Source organism: Aneurinibacillus uraniidurans (assembly GCF_028471905.1).
GTDB classification, from domain to species: domain Bacteria; phylum Bacillota; class Bacilli; order Aneurinibacillales; family Aneurinibacillaceae; genus Aneurinibacillus; species Aneurinibacillus uraniidurans.
In genome coordinates this window covers 1388090-1410857 of the sequence record NZ_CP116902.1, presented here as the reverse complement: position 1 = coordinate 1410857, position 22768 = coordinate 1388090, and the positions used below count along the sequence as shown (strand labels likewise).

At 48.7% G+C, this 22768-nt stretch carries 21 protein-coding genes and 1 pseudogene; 4 read left to right on the top strand and 18 right to left on the bottom strand.

The genetic code is table 11. The annotated features are described in order from the left end of the window. Positions 1-34: 34 nt before the first annotated feature. A complete protein-coding gene (locus tag PO771_RS07140) occupies positions 35-523 on the top strand; it encodes a hypothetical protein (protein ID WP_272562573.1) in 489 nt (162 codons plus the stop codon). Between the two features lie 120 nt (positions 524-643). Here PO771_RS07140 and PO771_RS07135 read toward each other — a convergent pair whose 3' ends face one another. Then, positions 644-1204: a DUF1697 domain-containing protein gene (locus PO771_RS07135; protein ID WP_272562572.1), complete on the bottom strand. Its 561-nt coding sequence runs from the start codon at positions 1202-1204 to the stop codon at positions 644-646. A 62-nt stretch (positions 1205-1266) separates the two neighbouring features. Between PO771_RS07135 and PO771_RS07130 the strand changes: the two are divergent. Further along, positions 1267-1455, top strand: a pseudogene (locus PO771_RS07130) (tyrosine-type recombinase/integrase); the annotation flags it as partial. Positions 1456-1552: 97 nt separating this feature from the next. Here PO771_RS07130 and PO771_RS07125 read toward each other — a convergent pair. The 7 genes from PO771_RS07125 to PO771_RS07095 form a co-directional block, all read right to left on the bottom strand. Continuing rightward, on the bottom strand, positions 1553-3223 hold the full coding sequence (locus tag PO771_RS07125) for a ribonuclease J (RefSeq protein WP_422664985.1): 1671 nt from the start codon (positions 3221-3223) through the stop codon (positions 1553-1555). Between the two features lie 189 nt (positions 3224-3412). After that, positions 3413-4276 (bottom strand): 4-hydroxy-tetrahydrodipicolinate synthase, encoded by an 864-nt coding sequence (dapA, locus tag PO771_RS07120; protein WP_272562570.1) that lies wholly within the window; start codon positions 4274-4276, stop codon positions 3413-3415. Between the two features lie 18 nt (positions 4277-4294). Continuing rightward, entirely contained in the window at positions 4295-5521 is a 1227-nt protein-coding gene (gene dapG, locus PO771_RS07115) for an aspartate kinase (RefSeq protein WP_272562569.1), read from the bottom strand. Positions 5522-5534: 13 nt separating this feature from the next. Continuing rightward, positions 5535-6578 carry an aspartate-semialdehyde dehydrogenase gene (locus PO771_RS07110; protein ID WP_272562568.1) on the bottom strand — a complete coding sequence of 348 codons (1044 nt, stop codon included), beginning with the start codon at positions 6576-6578 and terminating at the stop codon, positions 5535-5537. Between the two features lie 60 nt (positions 6579-6638). Beyond that, complete coding sequence (locus PO771_RS07105) at positions 6639-7238, bottom strand: dipicolinate synthase subunit B (protein WP_272562567.1); 600 nt, start codon at positions 7236-7238, stop codon at positions 6639-6641. Continuing rightward, positions 7222-8133 (bottom strand): dipicolinate synthase subunit DpsA, encoded by a 912-nt coding sequence (dpsA, locus tag PO771_RS07100; RefSeq protein WP_272562566.1) that lies wholly within the window; start codon positions 8131-8133, stop codon positions 7222-7224. The genes PO771_RS07105 and dpsA overlap by 17 nt, the downstream gene beginning before the upstream one ends. Before the next feature lie 795 nt (positions 8134-8928). Then, positions 8929-9180, bottom strand: coding sequence for a YlmC/YmxH family sporulation protein (locus PO771_RS07095; protein ID WP_272562565.1), 252 nt, complete (start codon positions 9178-9180; stop codon positions 8929-8931). 277 nt (positions 9181-9457) lie between these two features. On the opposite strand from PO771_RS07095, the gene PO771_RS07090 reads away from it, so the two are divergent. Continuing rightward, entirely contained in the window at positions 9458-10207 is a 750-nt protein-coding gene (locus PO771_RS07090; RefSeq protein ID WP_272562564.1) for a formylglycine-generating enzyme family protein, read from the top strand. Positions 10208-10398: 191 nt separating this feature from the next. Here the strand turns inward: PO771_RS07090 and PO771_RS07085 are convergent, their stop codons facing one another. Genes PO771_RS07085 through PO771_RS07060 form a run of 6 tightly spaced genes read right to left on the bottom strand, consistent with a single transcriptional unit; the run spans position 10399 to position 16855 of the window. Beyond that, positions 10399-11553, bottom strand: a complete 1155-nt coding sequence (locus PO771_RS07085; protein ID WP_272562563.1) for a GNAT family N-acetyltransferase — start codon at positions 11551-11553, stop codon at positions 10399-10401. Beyond that, positions 11546-12865 carry a F390 synthetase-related protein gene (locus PO771_RS07080; RefSeq protein WP_272562562.1) on the bottom strand — a complete coding sequence of 440 codons (1320 nt, stop codon included), beginning with the start codon at positions 12863-12865 and terminating at the stop codon, positions 11546-11548. Before PO771_RS07080 ends, PO771_RS07085 begins: the two co-directional genes overlap by 8 nt. Further along, complete coding sequence (locus tag PO771_RS07075; RefSeq protein ID WP_272562561.1) at positions 12862-13707, bottom strand: MBL fold metallo-hydrolase; 846 nt, start codon at positions 13705-13707, stop codon at positions 12862-12864. Before PO771_RS07075 ends, PO771_RS07080 begins: the two co-directional genes overlap by 4 nt. Next, positions 13679-14698: an NAD-dependent epimerase/dehydratase family protein gene (locus PO771_RS07070; RefSeq protein ID WP_272562560.1), complete on the bottom strand. Its 1020-nt coding sequence runs from the start codon at positions 14696-14698 to the stop codon at positions 13679-13681. The genes PO771_RS07075 and PO771_RS07070 overlap by 29 nt, the downstream gene beginning before the upstream one ends. After that, positions 14695-15870: an ATP-grasp domain-containing protein gene (locus PO771_RS07065; RefSeq protein WP_272562559.1), complete on the bottom strand. Its 1176-nt coding sequence runs from the start codon at positions 15868-15870 to the stop codon at positions 14695-14697. Before PO771_RS07065 ends, PO771_RS07070 begins: the two co-directional genes overlap by 4 nt. Then, the gene (locus tag PO771_RS07060; RefSeq protein ID WP_272562558.1) at positions 15860-16855 is read right to left on the bottom strand and encodes a beta-ketoacyl-ACP synthase III; all 996 of its coding nucleotides are present in this window, start codon (positions 16853-16855) and stop codon (positions 15860-15862) included. Before PO771_RS07060 ends, PO771_RS07065 begins: the two co-directional genes overlap by 11 nt. Positions 16856-16955: 100 nt before the next feature. Between PO771_RS07060 and PO771_RS07055 the strand changes: the two genes are divergently transcribed. Then, positions 16956-17645 carry a metallophosphoesterase gene (locus PO771_RS07055; protein ID WP_272562557.1) on the top strand — a complete coding sequence of 230 codons (690 nt, stop codon included), beginning with the start codon at positions 16956-16958 and terminating at the stop codon, positions 17643-17645. 44 nt (positions 17646-17689) lie between these two features. On the opposite strand, the gene dut is transcribed toward PO771_RS07055, so the two are convergent. The 4 genes from dut to pnp all read right to left on the bottom strand — a co-directional run bounded on the left by dut (position 17690) and on the right by pnp (position 22685). Further along, a complete protein-coding gene (gene dut / locus PO771_RS07050) occupies positions 17690-18139 on the bottom strand; it encodes a dUTP diphosphatase (RefSeq protein ID WP_272562555.1) in 450 nt (149 codons plus the stop codon). A 1-nt stretch (position 18140) separates the two neighbouring features. Further along, a complete protein-coding gene (locus PO771_RS07045) occupies positions 18141-19388 on the bottom strand; it encodes a M16 family metallopeptidase (RefSeq protein ID WP_272562554.1) in 1248 nt (415 codons plus the stop codon). Positions 19389-19471: 83 nt separating this feature from the next. Further along, positions 19472-20434, bottom strand: coding sequence for a polysaccharide deacetylase family protein (locus PO771_RS07040; RefSeq protein ID WP_272562553.1), 963 nt, complete (start codon positions 20432-20434; stop codon positions 19472-19474). Positions 20435-20564: 130 nt separating this feature from the next. Continuing rightward, a complete protein-coding gene (gene pnp / locus PO771_RS07035) occupies positions 20565-22685 on the bottom strand; it encodes a polyribonucleotide nucleotidyltransferase (protein ID WP_272562552.1) in 2121 nt (706 codons plus the stop codon). Positions 22686-22768: the final 83 nt, after the last annotated feature.

Genomic DNA, 22768 nt, shown 5'->3' with positions numbered 1-22768 from the left:
TTTGATAATCATACATCCCAAAGGAGGAATAAATATGCATAATTTTCTGTATTTTAATGGAACTATAACCATGATTAGTGATTTTAAAATAAGTGAAAATGACGAATCAGGATGTTATAAATTAATGTCCTTACAAGATGGATTGGGAAATCTTATAAATTTCGTTGTGACACCAACTACTTACTTCGTAGATCATGTTACGATGACATTAGGAGATAGGGTAACTGGATATTATGATGCAAATGCACCTGCACCTCTCATTTACCCACCACAATTTCAAGCTATTGTTATGGCAAAGGATACACAATATCAAAATGTAAAGGTAGACTATTTCGACAGTCAATTGATGAGTAGCGATGGCACTTTAAAATTAAATATTAGCCAGCATACTCAAATCTTACTGACAAACAATCAGGTCTTTACTCGAAACCCTGCAAACAGAAATCTAATTGTTATCTACGGTCCTACCACAAGAAGTATACCAGCCCAAACCACTCCATATAGAATAATTGTAATGTGTTAGATTTCCAAAGAAAACAAAACCAGCCTCAAAACTTGAAAATAAAGTTTTAGACTGGTTTTGTTTATTGAACGATTGATTCTAGTCGGCAGTATAAAGCTCAATTCCGTTTCTGCTTAAATATTAACTCTCCATTGCACTTGCCAGGACTACGAGCTTGTTTATCGTTTTCCAGTTGCGTACGGTCGCTGGGACATCTAGCTTCTGAAGGTTGTTGGCAAGCTTAGAATTACGTATACTATGACTGAATAAAAGGAAGACCTCTCGACCCACAATTCGATACTCTTCTCCGTTACTTTTGAAAGCCTCTAGCCGCTCAATCCCTTCCTGCGAAGGCTCTTCAAGCAAAAACGAGACATATAGGCTCTCTCCTTCGGACGATGCCTTAGCTTCAGAGATTTCCTCTTCCGAGAACGGGCAATTTGCGACAATCCTTTTCAGCTCCTCGGCCGTTCTTAAAACAACTGTTACTACAAAACCGAAAGCCGCCTCTATCTCATGTTCGATCCGCCTGCGTAACGATTCTTTCTCCTCTTCCGATTCGAAGAGAACGTTGCCACTTTGAATATACGTTTGAACTCGACTCAGATTCATTGCTTCAAACGTTCGCTTCAATTCAGCCATCTTGATTATGTTCTTTCCACCTACATTGATACCTCGTAACAGTGCAATATAAATCGTCATCTATCCCACTACCCTCTTTTTAAATGTAGAGATCATAAAAATACATAGCTTAATACCTAGTTTTACGGCATACACACGCTACTCTATTGCTGCAGCTCGGTGAAAATCCAAAAGTAGTATCTGAATGTCTGGAGCATGCTGATGTAAATATTACGCTGAACACATACGCTCATGTGCTGCCTACTATGCAGAAAAACCTATTTCAAAACTTTGATGTTGCCATGAAGAATACCACACAAAAATCGCTTTAGCATGCTAAATGTGGTCAAACGGTACTTTTATAGAACTAAAAAGAGCCGGAAACCCAGTCGTATCAAGGGTTTCCAGCTCCTATATTCCGTGTTTACCTTACACTTCCATAATAATCGGAAGGATCATCGGGCGGCGGCGAGTCTGCTCATACAAGAAGCGGCCCAGCGCGTCGCGAACATTCGTTTTCAGTGATGACCACTCATTCACATTCTCATCCATGCAGCGCTGCAACGTTTGTCCTACAATGCGATTCGCTTCATCGAGAAGTGCTTCCGACTCGCGGACATATACAAAGCCGCGCGAGATAATATCCGGTCCTGCGAGAATTGTTCCGTTTTGCTTGCTCAATGTAACTACAACGACTAAAATTCCATCCTGGGATAACAGCTTACGGTCACGCAGTACGATATTGCCGACATCGCCGATGCCAAGACCATCGATGAGGACAATACCCGATTGAACTTTCGGGCCATAGCGTGCACGGTTATTCTGAATCTCCACAGTATCTCCATTGTCGAGCATGAAGATGTTTTCCGGTTGGACACCACACTGTTCGGCGAGGATGGCGTGCTGACGAAGCATCCGGAACTCCCCGTGAATTGGGAGAAAGTACTGCGGTCTCATCAGGTTCAGCATCAGCTTCAGTTCTTCTGCGCTGCCGTGACCTGATACGTGAATGTCACTGCCGTATACCACATCGGCTCCGATGCGATACAGCTGATCTACCGTACGGGCTACATACTTCTCATTGCCTGGGATCGGCGTAGCAGCAATGAGTACAGTATCTCCCGGAAGAATATCCACTTTACGGTGTGCAGAACGTGCCATCCGTGTTAGAGCGGACATTGGCTCACCCTGGCTGCCTGTCGACAGAATGACAACCTGTTCAGCCGGGAGCTTATTAATCTCTTCCGGTTCAACAAGCATGCCTTCTGGTACGTTCAAGTACCCAAGGTCTACCGCGATGTTCACAACGTTTACCATCGAGCGGCCAATCACTGTAATTTTGCGGTCATAGCGCGCGGCAGCGTCTACAACCTGTTGAATGCGATGAATGTTTGACGCGAACGTCGCAACGATGATGCGCCCACTGCACTTATGGAATTGCTCCATAATCGCCTCGCCTACTTCACGTTCGGAACCCGTATAACCTGGGCGCTCCGCATTCGTGCTATCGGACAGAAGGGCTAATACTCCTCGGTCACCGATCTGTGCCATTTTAGCAAGATCTGCATTCTGGTTATTCACCGGCGTCTGGTCAAACTTAAAGTCACCTGTGTGAACAACCACACCTTCTGGAGTATCCAGGCAAACGCCTACAGAATCCGGAATGCTGTGATTCGTTTTAAAGAACGAAGCTGTGAAGCATCCAAGCTGTACTTCTGATTTGTTATCAATCAGATTCAACTTTGCTTCGCCAAGCAGTCCCGCTTCTTTCAGCTTTCCTTCGATGAGACCAAGTGTTAGCTTAGTTGCGTATACGGGTACATTCATGCGGCGTAACACATACGAAAGACCCCCAATGTGGTCTTCGTGACCGTGTGTAATGAGGATCCCTCGTACCTTGTCCTTGTTTTCCTGCAAGTACGTAATGTCCGGGATGACGATATCAATACCGAGCATTTCCTCTTCGGGGAATTTCAGTCCGGCATCGATTACTACGATGTCATCCGCGTACTGAACTACGTACATGTTTTTGCCGATTTCGCCCACGCCGCCCAGAGCAAAAATCGACAGAGCTTTCTGGTTTAGTTTAGACAAATTCATTCCTCCTAAATATTCAGTTGTAGTTACATGCGAGCAAACAATGTAAAAACCGAACCCATTCACTTGTTAATATTATACATGATTTCCTAAGCAAAAAACAAGTGCTATCACACATTACTATCTCCAAATCAATCAATATATATGTAAAAAAAGAAGAGTGGACGTATGCCACTCTTCTTAGCCATTTTATTATGCGAATAAACTTTTTACGTATGCTTTTTCCTGCTCAGTGAGACCAACGAGCGGAAGGCGAACACCGCCTGTTTGTACGCCTTGCAGTGCAAGTGCTTCTTTAACCGGCGTCGGATTCGCTGCAATGAACAATCCTTCGAAGATCGGGAGCAGCTTGCGGTGCAATGCGGATGCACCCGCAATGTCACCTGCGACAAACTTGTTAATCATCTCCGTCATTTCGTTTCCGATCACGTGACTGGCAACACTGATGACACCATGACCGCCAACAGACATGCATGGCAGCGTCATTTTGTCATCGCCTGTGTACAGCGTAAAGTCATCCGGCGTACGGTCGATAATGAACGACATCTGGCTTAAGTCTACACCTGCTTCTTTGATCGCAACAATGTTTGTTACGTCCTCTGCTAGTCTTACAACCGTGTCAGCTGTCATGTTAATAACAGAGCGGCCCGGAATGTTGTACAGCATAACAGGCAGCTGCACGCTTTCTGCCACAGTTTTAAAATGCTGATACAGTCCTTCCTGAGACGGCTTGTTGTAGTATGGAACCACAAGCATAATCGCGTCTACGCCCAGTTCTGCTGCTTTTTTTGTCATTTCAATTGAAGCAGCTGTATTGTTGCTTCCAGTTCCGGCGATAACCGGAATGCGGCCATCTACAATCTCAACCACATGGCGATACAGATCAAGCTTCTCTTGTGCTGTCAGGGTTGGAGATTCTCCTGTTGTGCCAGCTACAACAAGTCCGGTTGTACCGGTCGCAATCAAGTGCTCTACTAATGCTTCTGTTTTTGCACGATCTACCTGAAGCTGCTCGTCAAACGGGGTAACCATCGCTGTGACTAATCTGCCAAACATACTCTTCTACTCTCCTCCTCAAAATCGCACTTTATCCAAATCAAACGTTCTGTGCAGCGCCCGCACGGCTCTAACCATATCGGTCTCGCGCACAAGCACCCAGATCGTCGTATGTGAATCTGCCGACTGTAAAATCTGAATATCTTCTTTTGTCAGCGTCTCGACAATGCGCGCCATTACACCTGGCACGCCGGCCATGCCAGCTCCAATCATCGACACCTTCGCACAATGGCGTGCAAGCTTAGGCTCATACCCCATCTCATTGAGAACAGTCACAACTTTATCGACCATTTCATCATGGATTGTATAAGCAACTCCGATTGGATTCACGTTAATGAAATCAACGCTAATCTCATTCTCTGCCATCGCCTTGAATACTTTCATCTGCAGGTCATACTGACCTTCTTTGGCCATAACCTTTACCTGTGTCAGGTTGGATACGTGTGCGATACCGGTAATGAGACGATCATTTACTTCCCCGGCGATCCGATTCGCTTCCGCTACACTTGTCACAAGTGTTCCCTCTTCATCGGAGAACGTAGATCGGACGCGGATTGGTGTATTCGTCTGCATCGCAATTTCCACAGCGCGTGGATGCAGCACTTTCGCTCCCTGGTAGGCCATGTTACAGATTTCCGTATACGTAATCGCCGAGAGCGGACGTGCCTCTTCTACAATGCGCGGGTCTGCTGTCATGATGCCTTCTACATCGGTGAAAATATCAACCACTTCGGCATGCAAGGCCACACCGAGTGCTGTCGCGGATGTATCGCTACCGCCCCGGCCCAGTGTTGTCGTATCCCATTCGGTCGTTCTTCCCTGAAATCCGGTAACGATTACGACCTTGTCTTGCTCTAGTTCTCGAATGATGCGTTCTGGATTAATGGTCGCAATCTGTGCATTCGTGAAGTCATTGTTCGTCAGGATGCCGGCCTGGCCTCCTGTTAGAACCGTTGTTGTTACCCCGTGTGCGTTGAGCATACTTGCCATCGTAGCTGCCGAAATGATTTCTCCACAGCTCATCAGCATATCCGTCTCGCGTTTTCCGAGCGCATTGCCGTTCTCTCGAATGAGACTAAGCAGTGTATCGGTCGCATACGGGTCGCCTTTGCGTCCCATCGCGGACACGACGACACACACCCGAAAGCCTTCATCAAGCGCCCGCCGAATGTGTGCGATAGCGCGTTCACGCTTATCGGCGGTTGTCAAAGACGAACCGCCGAATTTTTGTACCAGAATTCTCATGCTGCAAAACTCCTTATACTAAATTGCGTGCAACAAGCTCCTCCGCAATTTGTACGGCATTCCATGCCGCGCCTTTTAACAGGTTATCTGAAACGATCCACATGTGCAAGCCGCGTGGATTATCGAGATCGCGACGCAGGCGACCTACGAATGTCTCGATTTTACCTGCCGCATCAGCTGGCATCGGATAGTCTTGTTCTTCCGGATTGTCCTGTAGCACGATGCCCGGTGCTTCCGCTAGCAGACGACGTACGTCTTCAAGTTCGAAGTCTTCTTTCAGTTCTACATAGACGGATTCAGAATGGCCTTTAACAACCGGAATACGCACGCATGTTGCTGCCACTGCAATCGACTCATCGCTAAAGATTTTCTTTGTCTCACGCACCATTTTCATCTCTTCATTCGTAAACCCGTTATCGAGGAACGTGTCAATTTGTGGAATGACATTGAATGCGATCTGGTGCTTCTTCGGCAGGGAACCTACTGGAAGGACTTCTTTTTTTACTTCCTCGCCATTCACAATGGCTTTCGTCTGATCATTCAGTTCCTGAATCGCTTTGGCACCTGCACCGGATACAGCTTGATACGTTGACACAATGATACGCTCAAGTCCATAGCGAGCACGAAGCGGTTCAATAGCGGCTACCATTTGAATCGTTGAACAGTTCGGATTAGCAATGATGCCGTTGTGATCTGCCATTGCGTCCGGGTTTACTTCCGGCACAACAAGCGGAACGTTCGGGTCCATACGGAATGCACTTGTGTTATCTACACAAATGGCACCGCGCTTTGCTGCTTCTGGAGCAAGCGCCTTACTCACGCTGCCACCTGCGCTGAACAGGGCAATCTGTACACCTTCAAACGCTTCTGGTGTTGCTTCTTCAATCACAATGTCCTGTCCTTTGAATTGAACAGTGTTACCTGCTGAACGAGCAGAAGCCAACAATTTAAGAGAAGCGAGCGGGAACTGCCGCGTCTCTAGCATTTTAAGCATTTGCTCTCCTACTGCGCCGGTAGCGCCTACGACTGCTACATGATATCCTTTTTGATTCTCCATCTTCCCACTCCTTTACATGTTGTCTATGCAGGGATGCACAGAATTCATCTATGAAAAATATTATTTCATATAACGGAATTTCTCAACGAGTACGGGCTGAAGCTGCCGTCCATCTAGCGCTGCCTCGCACGTTTCTTTGATAAGTTCCATGCGGGCAACAAGCGAATTCGGCTTCGCGGCAGGGGCATCCTGACCGTACGGCACGAGGTAAATATTCTTCGTTGCCGCAAGTTTCGCAATATTGGCACCATTTAGGCCCAATCCGTCATTCGTTGAGATCGCTAGCACAACCGGATGCAAATTGCGCAGTGTCGCTTTCGCAGCCATCATGACCGCTCCATCGGTAACCGCATTGGCCAGCTTGCTCAGTGATGTGCCAGTGCATGGTGCAATTACCATCACGTCAAACCGTTTGGAAGGCCCAAGCGGCTCCGCGGCTACGATTGTGGAAATAATCTCATTGCCAGTAATCGTGCGTAACTGCTGCTGCCAGTCGCTTGAATTGCCAAAACGCGTATCCGTCGTCGCGACCGTATGAGAAATCACCGGTACAACCTCGGCACCTGCGTCTACAAGACGCTGTACTTCTGGCATGACTTCCGCGAATGTGCAATGTGAACCAGTTAGCGCAAACCCAATTGTTTTACCCTTCAGATCCATCTTGATCCCTCCTGTTTCCCACTTCATCGAAAACAAGCTGCGACAGTGTGTTCGCAATAATCTGTCCCGCCGTTTTCGGCGCAACGATTCCGGGAAGACTAGGGGCGAGGATCGCTTTAATGCCTCGCTTCTCGGCGTACCGGAAATCCGTACCGCCCGGTTTGGAAGCAAGGTCGATAACAAGCGCATGGTGCTGCATGTTTGCAATCACCTGCGCAGTAATAATCGGATGCGGAATCGTGTTAAAAATCAAATCCGCTTCGTCCACTTGTTCAGCCAGATTATCGATATGGAATGGTGTTAATCCCATCTCAAAAATACGGGCCAAATCGGCAGGGTTGCGGGCGCCAACACGAACGTGTGCTCCAAGCGCATGCAGCGCACGAGCCATGGAAATCCCAACACGGCCTAAGCCTAACACAAGGCTTATTGAATTATGAATGGTAAAGTCTGTATTTTGAATTGCCACCATCAACGCGCCTTCTACAGTCGGAATCGAGTTGTAGATGGCAACGTCATCACGGTTCATCAATTCATGCAGACTAAGCCCATGTCTAGCTGCTGCATCCTTAAGGAAGCTGCGGGCAATTCCCGCATACAGGCAGCAGTGTGCAGGCAGCGCCGCGAAATGTTCATCCTTGAGCTGGATCGGCTTCGAACAAAAAATACTTTCAACCTTCCCGCTGTCGTCTGAACCGATAATCGGTAAAATTAAGGCATCCACATCGTGCAAGAAGTCAGGAGAGAGCGGGCGCTTAATGGCACCATTAAAGTTGCTCTCTAATGTATCGAAGCCGATGAGGGTTACCGCGGCATCGAGTTCGATGAATTTCTTGATGACTTCAAGTTGGCGGGCATCTCCGCCAATGAAGACAGCATGAATTCCCGTTAACATATGATAACCCCTTTCAAACCATTCTACTGCAAAGTTTCAGCAAGATAAAGCAAAAAACGAGCGTATACGCCATGATTTCCCGGAATTCGTTGCTTTTACTACCCTCATCGTATTCCCACCCCTGCCTGATGGTGACAATCGCCCATATGTATCTGTGAAAGTTTGCTTTGGGGGTTGGTGGTAATTAACAAAGTTTGGAGGGGGAGTCCTAGCGGAGAAAAGCCTCGTCACTGCGTTACGCTCCGCTAGGAGCAATGACTGTCCGCTCCAGACGTCCGGCAGACGCGCCCGCAAATGGGGAGCGAAGAGGATTATTCATGGAAGCTTGCGGGCAAAAATGCGTCTGCTGAACGCCTTCCGCTAAGCTTGTCGCGTAAAAGCGTTCCGCTGCTTTTCTCCGCTAGGCTCCCAACATACTTTGTTACTTACACAATAAAACAGACTTTCACGTATCACTTCGATGAAAAACAAAAAAGAAAAGTGCCCCACTGCCGCTTTGCGGCACCCGAGGCACTTCAAGACTTGTCTTTTATGTTTTTCTCTTTATAAAGTGGGAGGATAGCAAAATGCGGTTGGAGACGGGAAGAGAGAAGGTGCGGAAGCCTTTTTATGTGCCTGCCTAGCGGAAGAAGACCGACGGACGGGCTTTTGCCTGCAATTGCTCCTATAGCTTCGTCTCCGGAAGCGCTTTGCAGGCGAGTCCGCCGGGATTCTGGAGCGGACAGTCATCACTCCCCCGAAGCGCATAAAACAGCTCCAAACCTCTCTCTTCCCGTCTCCACCACCACACTTTTCCTATCGCTCCTCCCCTTCCTCCATCTGCTCGACAATAATCATTTCACTGCCGATCTTCCGAATTGATTTCCACGGAATCATCACATCGTCTTTTTTACGTCCGATTTTGAGCATGCCTGTATGCGGCACGATAATCGATTCAATAGAGCCGGTTTTCGAGTCAATGACCAGATCGGACTGCCCGACAACTCCCATCCGTTCTCCATTATCAAGATTGATGATCTCCTTGCCACCTAATTCACTATAGCGCATTTACATGCCTCCCCCTGTACACCTTTCTTCATATATATTGGTATTCAGGTGGAGAAATGCACTTTGGCTAGAAAATAGAGCAACTTTGGTGGTGGGAGTAGAGAAGAGAGAAGCCGATACTTGAATCTAGTGTCGGCTTTTTTAGATATTGTTTATAATAATCGTATAGAAAATTCAGCAATCGAATCTTCAATAAACGGGCACCTTTATTCAAGATAAATCCGAATAAAACACCATAATGTATCTAAAAACATTAATTCAAGACTAGGAGAGGGCAATGTTAGCTAACTTAAATGACTACGTAAAAGATTTAATGGTGTATATTCCTGAAGGAGAAACCCACCTACGAGATTTCCGAAACGAGCAAAAATGGATTAGTTCAAACTATAAATTTGGAATGCCGGGTATTAGAAAAAATTTAAAGGAAGTTATTTGGGATGTTGAGATAGAGCCATTTTATCTTGCCAAATATACAGTGACAGAAGAACTTTATGCGATTATTATGGGAAAGAAATTAGTAACAACGACTGAGGCTCGAAAACCAGTTGTTAATGTTTCATGGATAGATGCAGTGAATTTTTGTAATTTACTGTCTGATACGCTGGGTTATGACAAGTTTTATGATTTTGATAATGAAAGTAAAGAAGTTGTTTGCAATTATGGTACTAATGGTTTTCGTTTACCGACAGATGCTGAATGGCAATATGCATGTAAGGCAAAATCAAAAGGATATCGGTATGGTGAAATTGATGAAATTGCTTGGTATAAAGATAATTCTAACGAACGGGTACACGAAGTTGGTGAGAAAATGCCTAATGAATGGGGCTTGTATGATATGATCGGTAATATTTGGGAGTGGTGCTGGGACTTATACGATGCAGAAACCTTTGGTACTTACAGAATAATTCGCGGAGGAAGTTGGGCGGAAGAAGAACGTGGCTGTGGAGCTACTTGCCGCCGTAAGAGTATGCCTGATTTTTATATAGATGATATCGGATTTAGAATTGCTAGATCAATCACTTTATAATTATAAAATTACGAATTAAACAACTTTAACAACCTTCCATTTATTAGATGAATGGAAGGTTGTTCATTTTATCATATCAAAATTGAACGACTTTATTATTTCTACACAACGGGTTCCTTCCTTCTCCACTACATGTTGGAAAAGTCTAAACCTGTCAATCATCTCTTTTAATATAGCTCCGTAAATTGCGATCACAGCTTGTATTTCTCCACAAGCGGAAATCCAATACGCTCAATCAGCATCGCAAGAATATACCAGATGAACCTATGGGAACGCGGCAAGTGATTCACATAAACAGCCGTATATTCCCGCACCCCATCTGCTCCTCGGTCTGCTTTAAACGCCCCGACTCCAGCACTTTGATGAAGCAAAAGTCCATTTGCTACCGCTTCCTCCACCAATACACTTGAAAGCATGCGATACAGCCCTGTTTCTTTTGGTAACAACATGTTATACCCGAACACCGGAGTCGTCATAACTCCACCGCGCTGAAAATAGCCCAGCACCCCATCGATCTGTCCAGCACGGCGCAGCCCAATCAATGTCAAAATCCCCGTACGCCGCGCTTGCTCCAGAAAATCAGAGGTGAACTGCGGATTGTGCACCGAATATTTATCAATATACAATTCCCGGTATAACTCGACCAACCGCTCCATATTTTCTATCGTCATCTCATCGCTTCGTACCACTTCATACCCGTGCCGCACCCGTTGCTTCGCATCCCGGCGCAGCGTATTACGAACACGCGATGGCATGATCGATATCGTTTGTGGGTCAAATACATATACATACCGACTCCCCACCAGCAAACATCCACACGCTTCTAATTTTTCACACCAATCCGCATAAAGCTTACGATTAAGCGAACGGAAGGCAATGATATGATTTGGGAAACGCTTGCCTAAAAACTCTACAATCTCGGAAGCATACCGCGCGCTTTCCGCTTCGTACAGATTCGTCGATAGCAACCAATTGTTCACATATACAATCTTGTTTACCCGGCTCGTCCGCATCGCACTACCTACACCGCGCAGCAGAAGCCTAAGTGTTTTTTCGAGCAGCGGAGACTTCAGCATCGCAAGCTCTTCCTCCGCGTAAGACACATAATGCGTATACGGCGAGCATACATACGAATTGTCGTACTCTGCTCCATTAACCGTTACCGGCATGACGATATCTCCTACCGTAAGCGCCAGCACGGTCGTCTGCACATTCGATATGTACGTACAAGCTCCGTTTTTCATAAGCGGAAGCATATACGCTTTTGCATATGCCCCATCCCGCATCCTTTCCCACGGTAGCTCCTGAATGTTCGTACAATCATACAAGCGGATCGATTCAATCATGAGAGAACTGCTTCCTTTCTACCCGCCGCAGTTTTCGGTCGCCGCCCACCCACTCATATGACCCGACCACAAGCTCAGGCATACAACAGCCAAGCGAAGCAAATAGTGCAGCAAATCGACGGCGTACGAGCGGTTCTATCACTTCCAGCGGTCCTTCTGTTTTTAGCGACAGCTGGATGCAATCCGGCGCATGCTGCACAGCTCTGTATTCGAGAATCAACGGAGATGCGGCAATCAGTTCGCGCCGAATAAAGTCAGGAAATACCGAGATCATCTCATCCGCACACTGAATAGACGGCAAATAAAACACATCATCACACCGCCCTTCTATTCGCTCTAATGCCATAAACACTGAGCCGCACGGACATCGCTCCGTTTTTTCGACCAGAATATCATTTAGCCGGTAGCGAATGATGGGCTGACTCAGCCGCGAAAAATCGGTAATAATCGGCGTGAACCGTTTGTCATCGAGGTATTCTTTTTCCAGCAGCAGCACATCTTCATTCACATGTAGCGTCCCATGTGAACACGTCGCCGCCAGCAGCCCTTCGGTACATTGATACACCTGATGCACCTGCTGCCCGAATGTTTCTTGTATGTATAGGTCGTCCAGCGGCTCTAACACTTCCGCTACGGAGATAATTTTGCGTGGAACAGGCATGGCAAGCGTGCCAGCACGGTACGCTTCTGCCAGCAAACGCAGCATCGATGGCGGAGCAACTAGAATCGTCGGCTGATACGTTTCCAGCCGTTTGATATGGACCGTCAAGGGATCAAGCAGGTCAAAAAACTCAAATCGAATCAGCCGTCCTCCTACACTCGTGTACAAATTGCTATTCGCCCGCAAGAAAAACGCCACGGCATGCCGCTGCCAGAGCGGTCCAGGCAAAAGCTTGGCAAGCACTGTTCCCGCCCAGCGTGCCCGCTCATCCGAGCTCACAAGAAACAGACCACGATTGCCTGACGTGCCGGATGATAACCCGACCGTAATCCCCCGAACGACCGGTGTAAAATCCCGTGATTGTTCCGCTTCCCACGCAGTAGAAAACGCCTCTTCCCGCGTCACTCCCACCGTGTTCCACCGATCAAACTCCGCCATCATCTCCGCCTTCTCCACAGGTGGAAGCAGGCGCCACTCCTCCATCCTACGCCCGGCAAACGCCTCGCGGTAAAAGGACGAACGCGGTAGCACATACGCAAGCAGCTGCTGAACCTGCCGCTCCTGCCAATCCATAAGCGCCTCGCGGGTTCGAAAGCGACGCATGCGAGAGGTAGTGCGGATGTACTGTGCCAGTACGGTCCATTTGTTCATGCTTGTCCCTCCTGACTGAGACGCCACACGTCCGCACAGTGTGTCGGATAGATGCGGAGTGTTGGGTTCCTTCGATGAAGCTCGTGCAGCTTCCCAAGCGTCTCCCGATATGCGTACACATCTGACATAATCAAAGAGGCAAGCGGATGCGGAAGCATGTTCTCCCGGTACGCCCGACTCGACCAGGCCGCATCCGCACATAAGAAGATATCCTGCCCATTCTCATCAGTCAGAAACACGCCATACTGCCCAACCGCATGTCCCGGCAATTCGACAGCCAGTACACTCCCGTCCCCGAACACATCATACGCTTCCGTGAATGGACAGCACTTATCCGATAGCAACACTTTTTCTCGCTCATCTACAAATCGTACTCTCTCCGCAAAATCATCCGGTAGAAGCGGTGGCAAAAACCCGTGCCGAACAGCGGCAAACCCGCGCCGCTCTCGCACATGTTCATACGCTTCTTTCATACAAACAAACTCTGCCTGCCCAAAATCCCGCACCCCGCCAATATGATCCGCGTGAAAATGAGACAGCAGCACCGTTCGCACAGATGCCGGGTCCAATCCCTGGTTTTGAAGCTGCGCAGCGACACTTTGCGCAGGGTGCGTACACACTGGCGTCACTTTACTGTATAGCGACAGCGGAAACGTGCGGCAGGCATCGAAAAAATGTCCCGTATATCCTGTATCAAACAACACCAGGCCGCGCTCTGGGTGGCTGATCCCAAAAGCCAGCGCATGAAACGGAACCATTCTCCATTCCCCGCCGCGCAGCGAGATCGCTTCAAGCTGGCGGCAGTACCCCGTATCAAATATCGTGAGCGTAATTGCAGTCATGCTGTTTTCGCCACCCATCCACAAAAAGATTCAGCCCCTCTTCAATCGAAACACGTGGTTCATATCCAAGCTCTACCCGCGCACGCGAAATATCAAGCGTCTGGCTTTTTGCCAGCACACCGACCGAATATCGGGTCAATATCGGCTCCCGACCAAATAACACTGTACGGGATGCCATCTCCATCAGCCAGGCGAGACGATACGCCGCAGTAAATGACAAGTGCTTCTGGCGAAACGGCTGTTCAAGCCGAGCGAATAGCATCGTAAGCAGATCGATCAGCCTAAGCGGTTCCCCGTTCGTAATGTTGTATACCTGACCGAGCGCTGTTTCCGGTGCAACCGCAGCCAGCCGCAATGCGTCTACTACATTATCCACATACGTCACATCCACGAGCGCCTGTCCGCCGTTAATAAGCGGCACGAATTTTTTCTCATTCGCCCGAATTAGACGCGGCAGAATGGTCGTATCCCCCGGTCCGAACAAAGCACGCGGCCGAATCATAACAGCAGGCAGACCGCTCTTTACCGCTCGCTCCACTTCCTGCTCCGCCAAAAACTTCGTTGCCGCATAGTGATTTACGAACCGCTGCGGGAGCGGCTCATCCTCCCGAATGTTCAACCGATCTTCATAGGCGAAATACACGCTCGGTGTGGAGACATGGATCAATCTGCTTACGTCGTGCGTCTGACACCCTGCGATGATGTTTTTCGTCCCCACTACATTTGCCTGATAAAAATCCCGATACTTCCCCCACGGAGAAGAGAGAGCCGCGCTGTGAAACACATACGTCTTTCCCTTACAGAGCGCCGCCACTGCCTCGCTATCCGCCAGATCAGCCGGAATGAATCCGATTCCTACACCCGCCAGCTTCTCTCCTACTATGCTGTTTCGCCCAGTCGCTGTCACACGGTATCCGTCCGCATGCAGGCATCGAGCCAGCCGCTGCCCGAGAAAGCCAGTCGCTCCGGTTACCAGTACATCCGGTTTCATGGTCTCACACTCCATTCAATATCATCTGTCGAAGCCGCCATCATACTTGTACCCAACCGCCACGCACGTACAGCAAGTGCGGCATACGACACAAACTGCTGCCCGAATGGATGTGGGTCATCGACTCGCCAGATCACATCCTGCGCTTCGGCAACAGCCGTACGCCAGGCCCGCCACTGCGAACGGGACCGCACATGCGGCAGGCCGTACAATACCATCGCCAGCCCGAGCATCGCCGCCGCATCCGCATGCGGCACGAGCATCTGATCGGTCAGCCCAAGCCATGCACAGGCCACTTCCGGACGTCCGCTGAACAGATGAATCCCGCTTGTCAGGCGCGGATTGCACTCCAGTACCACGAACTCTCCGCTGCCTTCCTCTTCTATAAAATCAAATGCGAGCTGCCCGTGAAATCCCGTCTCCTGTACAAACCGCTCCACCTGTTCCGCAAGTTCTGGCACAAACGCTGGACGAAAATAAATCGTCGCCCCCTGCCCGGCTGTGTACACACTGCGATAGGCGGCATGCAATACGACACGTCCTTTGTGCGCAACTGTATACGTACACATCTGCACACCTGGAATATACTCCTGCACAACCCACGGGACAGATGGCGATACTTCCTCTGATAGCGCCAGCAGTTGACTGGGGTTTTCGCATAGGCGAACATGAGCCGAGAAGCGAGAGTACACTGGCTTGGCGATCAGCGGCTGTGTCGAGTTCCATTCCTTCTGCAGCATCTTCAGCGCAGACGGTGATTCCACCAGGTAAGTACGCGGCGTACGAAAACCGTGGTGGGCTGCTTTCTGGATGAACGCATATTTGTCGTGCAGCTCCAGCAGCATATTTTTGTCCGCTGTGAACACCTCACAATGCAGCGCAAGCTTCTCCCGATGCAAGGCAATGTAGAACGTTTCTTCACACGTCGGAACAAGCACACCCACATCTTCCTGTCGAATGATATCTAACAGGCGTTCCATATACGCCTCTGTTTCATAGCGCGGTGAGGGCACATCATACGAACGAGCGATACTGCGCGAGCGACGCGATAGATGCGCCCGAAAACTCTCCGCCATCAAGACCCGATGCCCGGCTAGATGCAATATCCGGGCAAGTTCCAGTGTGGCAGGAGCACGCCCACCTGTTAATAATACCGTCCGACTAGTAGACAAAAGCTACACCTCCGAGCGACAGCCCGGCAGATGTACCGATCAGCAGTACCGTATCGCCGCGCTGCATGCGCTTCTGCTGAATCGCTTCATGCAGGGCAAGAGGAATCGAAGCTGCGATTACATTTCCGTACTGCCCGATCACATCCATGAACCGCTCCCTGGGAATACCCAGCTTCTCCCGCATAATTCGCATCGCCATACCGCTTGCTTGATGCGGAATCACCAGATCAAATGTGCTCATCGTAAGTCCGGTCCCGGCAAACAAACGCTCTACATACCCATCAATCAGCTTTGACGTTAAACGAAAAATCGCCCGGCCATCCATATCAAACGCAAAGTCTTCTTCTCGCCCCTGTACATATTCACGCGGATGAATCATGGAACCACCACCGCGTATTTCAGACAAATGCGCTCCTTTGCTATACGTTTCCATATGGGAAGTGAGCACACGCGAGCTCTCTCCTGCTGGCGTTCGCCCGATCACTACAGCCACCGCACCATCACCAAACAACACACAGCTTTCCTTATGGGACCAGTTCAACCCGACTGAAGCAATCTCCGTTGAGACAATCACCATTCGTTCATATCGTCCTGCATGCACAAGATAGGACATCGTATCAAGTGCTGTGACAAAACTTAAGCAGGTAGAATTCACATCAAAGCACGGCACACCAGACATGCCTTCTCCCAACTGTTCCTGAATTAAAGCGGCCGTGCACGGAATTTCCTGCTGTGCTGTACCACTCGCACACACAAGACAGTCCAGATCAGCAAATGTTAATCCAGCTACCGCCAGCGCCTCCCGGACAGCCGCCGCTCCCATTTGCGAAGCTGTTTCCCCATCCACATAATGCCGAACTGCCACACCTGATTTCTTCACAGTCCATCCATCTCGCATCCCAAGCTTCCGATCCAGTTCTTCCGCCATTATCCGGCGCTTGGGAAGATAAGCCCCCGTTCCAAGCACTTTAATCTGTCTTTCCATATAAACCTGTATCTCCTCTTCCACGAACCTAGTAGTCTACGGTCTTTTTCTATAAGGTAAGGTAAAATAAACCACGATATATAAAATAAAGGAGTCTTGTATGCGCACAATCTGTATTTCTGACATTCACGGGCACTACGATGCTTTCTGCCACCTGCTCGCCGCTGTAAACTACACACCTACAATCGACCAGCTCATTCTACTTGGTGACTACATCGACAGTGGACCTCGTGGCAAAGACGTCATCGAAAAAATCATGCAGCTCACAACAGAAGGTGCCATCGCCATTCGCGGCAATCATGAGGATGCCTTCCTCGCCTGGCTTGCCGGTGAGCTTCTCGAGTATCCAGACGACTACCGCGCATTCGGAACACTGTCCGGCTATCTCGGTCATCCATATACACCGGAGCAGGAACCTGCTGCCCGCTCACGTATCTGTGAGCACTATAGTAGTCATATCACATGGATACAGTCTCTTCCATATTTTTTTGAAAACTCCGCCCACATTTTTGTTCATGCGGGCATTGACCCCGCACAGGACGACTGGTACCATACCCCACCGGAAACACTTGTCTCCATCCGCAAGAAATTTTTCAAGCACCCAACCAGACTGTCCAAAACCGTCGTATTTGGCCATACACCTGGATTTAAACTGCATGACAAAGATGAGGTCTGGTTCGGCGGCGATAAGATCGGCATTGATGGCGGTGCGGGTCATAGCCGCCAGCTGAATGCACTCATCATTGAATCAGATGGAACGTACCACGTCTCTTCTATATCGTGTAACTAACAAAAAAGGCGAAACCGATTGATTCGGTCTCGCCTGTCATATTTTTATACGCCCGTATGCCCAAAACCACCGCTACCGCGCTCCGTATCATCGAGATTATCGACTTCTACTAAAGTAACTTGCGGCACCCATTGAAACACCATCTGAGCAATACGATCGCCTCGCTCAATTACAAACGGCTCCTGCCCGTGATTAATCAGAATCACGCCCACTTCCCCGCGGTAATCTGCATCAATCGTACCCGGCGCATTCAGTGTCGTTATCCCTTTCTTGTACGCCAGACCACTGCGCGGGCGCACTTGTGCTTCCAGTGTCGCAGGCATTGCCAATGCGAACCCGGCAGGAATCAATCCACGCTCACCCGGTGCCAGTGTTACAGTTTCCCGAACGGCAGCGCACAGGTCAAATCCGCTTGCTAAGTCTGTCATTTTACGCGGGATCCCGATATCTTCGTTCCCCGGTAGTACGTTGATGTGTACGGTTACGTCTGTCATCTTATTTCCCCTTCATATACGCTGGTAATTCAGCCAGTGGACTCACAAGCGCAGTGGCCATTGGACCTGCAAAAATCGCAGAAGCCACCCGCTTCACGCTGTCTGTTGTCACCGCTTCCACCTGCTCAATAATTTGATCAAGCGTCAAATGGCGGCGAAGTAATAATTCATTTTTACCAAGACGACTCATCCGACTATTCGTGCTCTCAAGGCTTAGCATCAAACTTCCTTTGAGTTGCTCTTTCCCTTTGCGCAGCTCATCTTCTGTAATGCCCCCGTCGCGCAGTTTCGCTACGGTATTCAGCATGACCGTATACACTTCTTCCAATTGCTTGGTCGCCGTGCCCGCATACAAGGTAAACGTACCTGTATTCTGGAACGAAGAATGATACGAGAATACCGAATACGCGAGGCCGCGCTCTTCCCGCACTTCCTGGAATAGGCGTGAGCTCATGCTGCCGCCGAGCACATTGTTCATCAAAATGAGCGAATAAATATCGGGATGCCCGACTTGAAACCCTGGATACGACAGGCAAAGATGTGCCTGCTCGGTTTCTTTCTTGCGCCATACAGTACCGCCGTTAAATGTCGGGGTAACATTCGGTGTCAACTCAGCCATTGTACGCGCATACCCACAGAAATGCTTGGCAATCGCATCACGCAATGTGTCATCAAAATTTCCAGCGACTGTGATAACCGTCTGCTCTGGCGTATAGCGAGCATCTATGTAGCGGTTTAGATCATCCCGTGTCAAGCTGTTCAGCACATCTTCTGTGCCAAGAATGCTCGCACCGAGTGGATGACCTTCGTAACAAGCTTTTGCAACCAGATCATGCACGAGATCATCCGGTGTATCATCATACATCCGAATCTCTTCGATGACGACTTTTTTCTCTTTTTCCAGTTCCTGTTCATCAAACACAGAATTAAAATACATATCTGCAAGAATATCAAGCGCTACCGACGCATGTTCATCAAGCACACGCGCATAGTAGCACGTATATTCTTTGGACGTAAAAGCGTTCACATTGCCGCCAATCTCATCGAATGATTCCGCAATTTGCTTCGCTGAACGCGTCGTTGTACCTTTGAACAGCATGTGCTCAATAAAATGGGAGATCCCGTTCCATTCTGGATTTTCAAACTTTGAACCCGTACCAATCCATACGCCAAGTGCTACCGAGCGAACTGTCGGGATTTTTTCCATAATAATACGTACGCCGTTGTCTAGCGTAAACGTTTCGATCACTATGCCTTCCTCCTCAGCACACAATTGTGTCAGATGTTCTTAGTGTATAAAAAGAGGCACGAAGAACACAAGTAAAAATTTGTCTATTTGCCTATTTGTGGAGCCGGAATGCGCTTTGAGGAAATTGTATCGCTAACTGTACCGGGTGTAAGGCCTTTGCTTTGTACATATTCAATGAGGCGGGACAGCGACTCAGCTGTTGGTGAAGTTGGATGCATCAGCACGAGTACACCATTATTAATCTTAGGAGATACCGTACGGAACCACTGCTCCGGGGATGGTTTACGCCAATCAATCGTATCGGCTGTCCAAAGAATTGTCTTCATCTTATAACGCGCTGCCATCTCAACAACCCGCTGGTCAAAATCTCCCGATGGTGGCGCAAACAAGGTCGGGGTGATCCCCGTCGCTTCCTGAATCACCTCATTTGTCCGCGTGATCTCCTGCTGCATGCGAGTTAAGGACAACTTGCTCATATCTGGATGAGAATACGCATGACTGCCAATTTCATGACCTGCAGCCACGATTTTTTTTGCTTCGTCCGGATATTTTTTTGTCCAGCTTCCATCCAGGAAAAACGTCGCCTTTACTTTATGACGAGCGAGTGTATCCAGAATAGCTGGCAAGTACTCATTGCCCCATGCGACATTAATCATCAACCCGACAACAGGCTTCTGTGGATTCCCGCGATAAATGGGAGCGGGAGCAAGTTGGTCAAGTTGCACAGTTGGTGCCACTTCCCGGTATACAATCTGATTCTCATCCCACCGCCCAGCCTTGGTCATACGGGCAATCGTTGCCTCACGGTCTACCACGAGGCCATTATAACCCGGAATCGCCTTCCATATTGAGTCAAGCCGTGCATTCTGTGGAGCAACGCCTTTCTCGGACTCAATCTGTGCCAGACGTGCTTCCCAGTCTGCTACCTGCGTCTGCAGCGTAGTCTGGGTGAGCTTGCGTGATGTAATGAAGGAATCAACCGGGCTGTACATCACTACCCCATATAATAAAAAGCTCACACCAGCTGCTACCATCCATCTTTTCATCTCATTCACTCCCGTACACAATTACAAAGTTTGTACCATCATGGTATGCAGATACGGGTGTGAACATACACAGTTTGTCTCTTCATAATAAAAAATAGCGACCTGAATCAGTCAGTCGCTATCCTTCGATTTATTCAGTTTTGCCTGCTTCTGCTGCCGCTTGTTCTTTTTCTTCTTTCAAAAGAACTTTATGCGACAAATTCACGCGGCCCTGGTTGTCGATTTCGGTTACTTTTACACGCAGCTTGTCCCCGATCGCAACAACGTCTTCCACTTTCCCAACACGCTCTTCCGCAAGCTGAGAAATGTGCACAAGACCGTCTTTGCCTGCGAACAGTTCCACGAATGCGCCGAATTTTTCAATGCGCTTAACAGTACCTTCGTACACTTGACCGACTTCGACTTCACGTACGATGTCTTCAATAATTTTCTTCGCTTTTGTATTCGCAGCCGCATCTGGAGATGCAATGTAAACACGACCATCTTGTTCGATGTCGATTTTAACACCAGTCTCTTCAATGATTTTGTTGATAATACGGCCACTTGGCCCGATTACGTCACGGATTTTGTCTGGATTGATACGCATGATCGTAATTTTCGGTGCGAACGTCGACAGTTCTTCACGCGGTGCTGGAATAGCAGCTTCCATCTTGTCCAAAATGAAAAGGCGGCCGTCCCGCGCTTGATTCAGCGCCTGCTCAAGCACTTCACGGTTGATCCCTTCGATTTTCATGTCCATCTGCAGTGCCGTTACCCCTTCACGAGTACCAGCAACTTTGAAGTCCATATCGCCAAGATGATCTTCCATGCCCTGAATGTCTGTCAGAATGGTCATGTGCTCGCCATCTTTCACGAGACCCATTGCAATCCCGGCTACCGGAGCTTTAATTGGAACACCTGCCTGCATCATCGCCAGTGTGCTGGCGCAAATGCTTGCCTGCGAACTAGAACCATTTGACTCAAGTACTTCTGATACAAGACGAATCGTATACGGGAATACATCATCACCTGGAATAACTGGCTCAAGCGCCCGCTCTCCCAATGCTCCGTGACCGATCTCACGACGACCCGGTGCACGCATCGGACGAGCTTCGCCTACGCTGTACGGCGGGAAGTTATAATGATGCATGAAGCGTTTCGATTCTTCAAGACCGAGACCATCAAGAATCTGTACATCTCCAAGTGCACCAAGCGTACATACGCTCAACACTTGCGTTTGTCCACGTGTAAACAGGCCAGAGCCGTGTGTGCGCGGCAACAGTTCCACTTCACATGAAATCGGACGAATCTCATCCAGCTTACGGCCATCCGGACGCACTTTATCATGTGTAATGAGACGACGCACTTCATCTTTTACGATGTCATGCAGCACTTCATCTACTACGCCCTCTTGCTCTGGGTAAATCTCCGCGAAATGTTCTTTTGCTTCATCGTTGATCGCATCAATTGCATCATAGCGTGCTTGCTTCTCTTCAATGCGAACCGCTTCGATCAGACGAGCCTGTGCGTATTCTTTCACCGCAGCCTCGATTTCAGGATCGACTACTTGCAGTTCCACTTCCATCTTCTCTTTGCCAACTTCAGCGGCAATCTCGCGGATTTTCTCCACAATTTTACGGATTTCGTCATGACCGCGCATAATCGCTTCGAGCATGACTTCTTCTGGTACTTCCTTCGCTCCTGCTTCAACCATGTTAATGGCATCGTATGTACCGGCTACCGTCAGGTTGATATCGCTTTTTTCCATTTGTTCGACTGTCGGATTGATAATCAGTTCACCGTCAACACGGCCTACAATTACGCCACCAATCGGTCCATTAAACGGAACGTCTGAAATCGAAAGTGCTGCCGATGTTCCGATCATTGCCGCTACTTCTGTCGAACAATCCTGATCTACAGACAGTACCGTATTCACGATCTGAACCTCATTGCGGAAGCCTTCCGGGAATAGCGGACGAATCGGACGGTCGATCAGACGGCTTGTCAGCGTTGCCTTCTCACTTGGGCGTCCTTCCCGTTTAATGAAGCCACCCGGGATTTTACCGACAGCATACAGCTTCTCTTCATAATTAACAGTTAACGGAAAAAAGCTGAGCGGAGACGGCTTCTTAGATACCGTTACCGTGCTCAGCACAGCAGAATCACCATAACGCACCAGAACAGCGCCACTAGCTTGTTTGGCAAGTTTGCCGTACTCAATGGACATTTTTCGTCCTGCAAGGTCAAATTCAAACACTTTTACTTCTTCCATAAACGAATGGGGCCTCCTCTCTTGACTCATCATCAAAAAATATTTTTCGTCATATTTCTAGTATTTCCTGCAATGCATAGAAA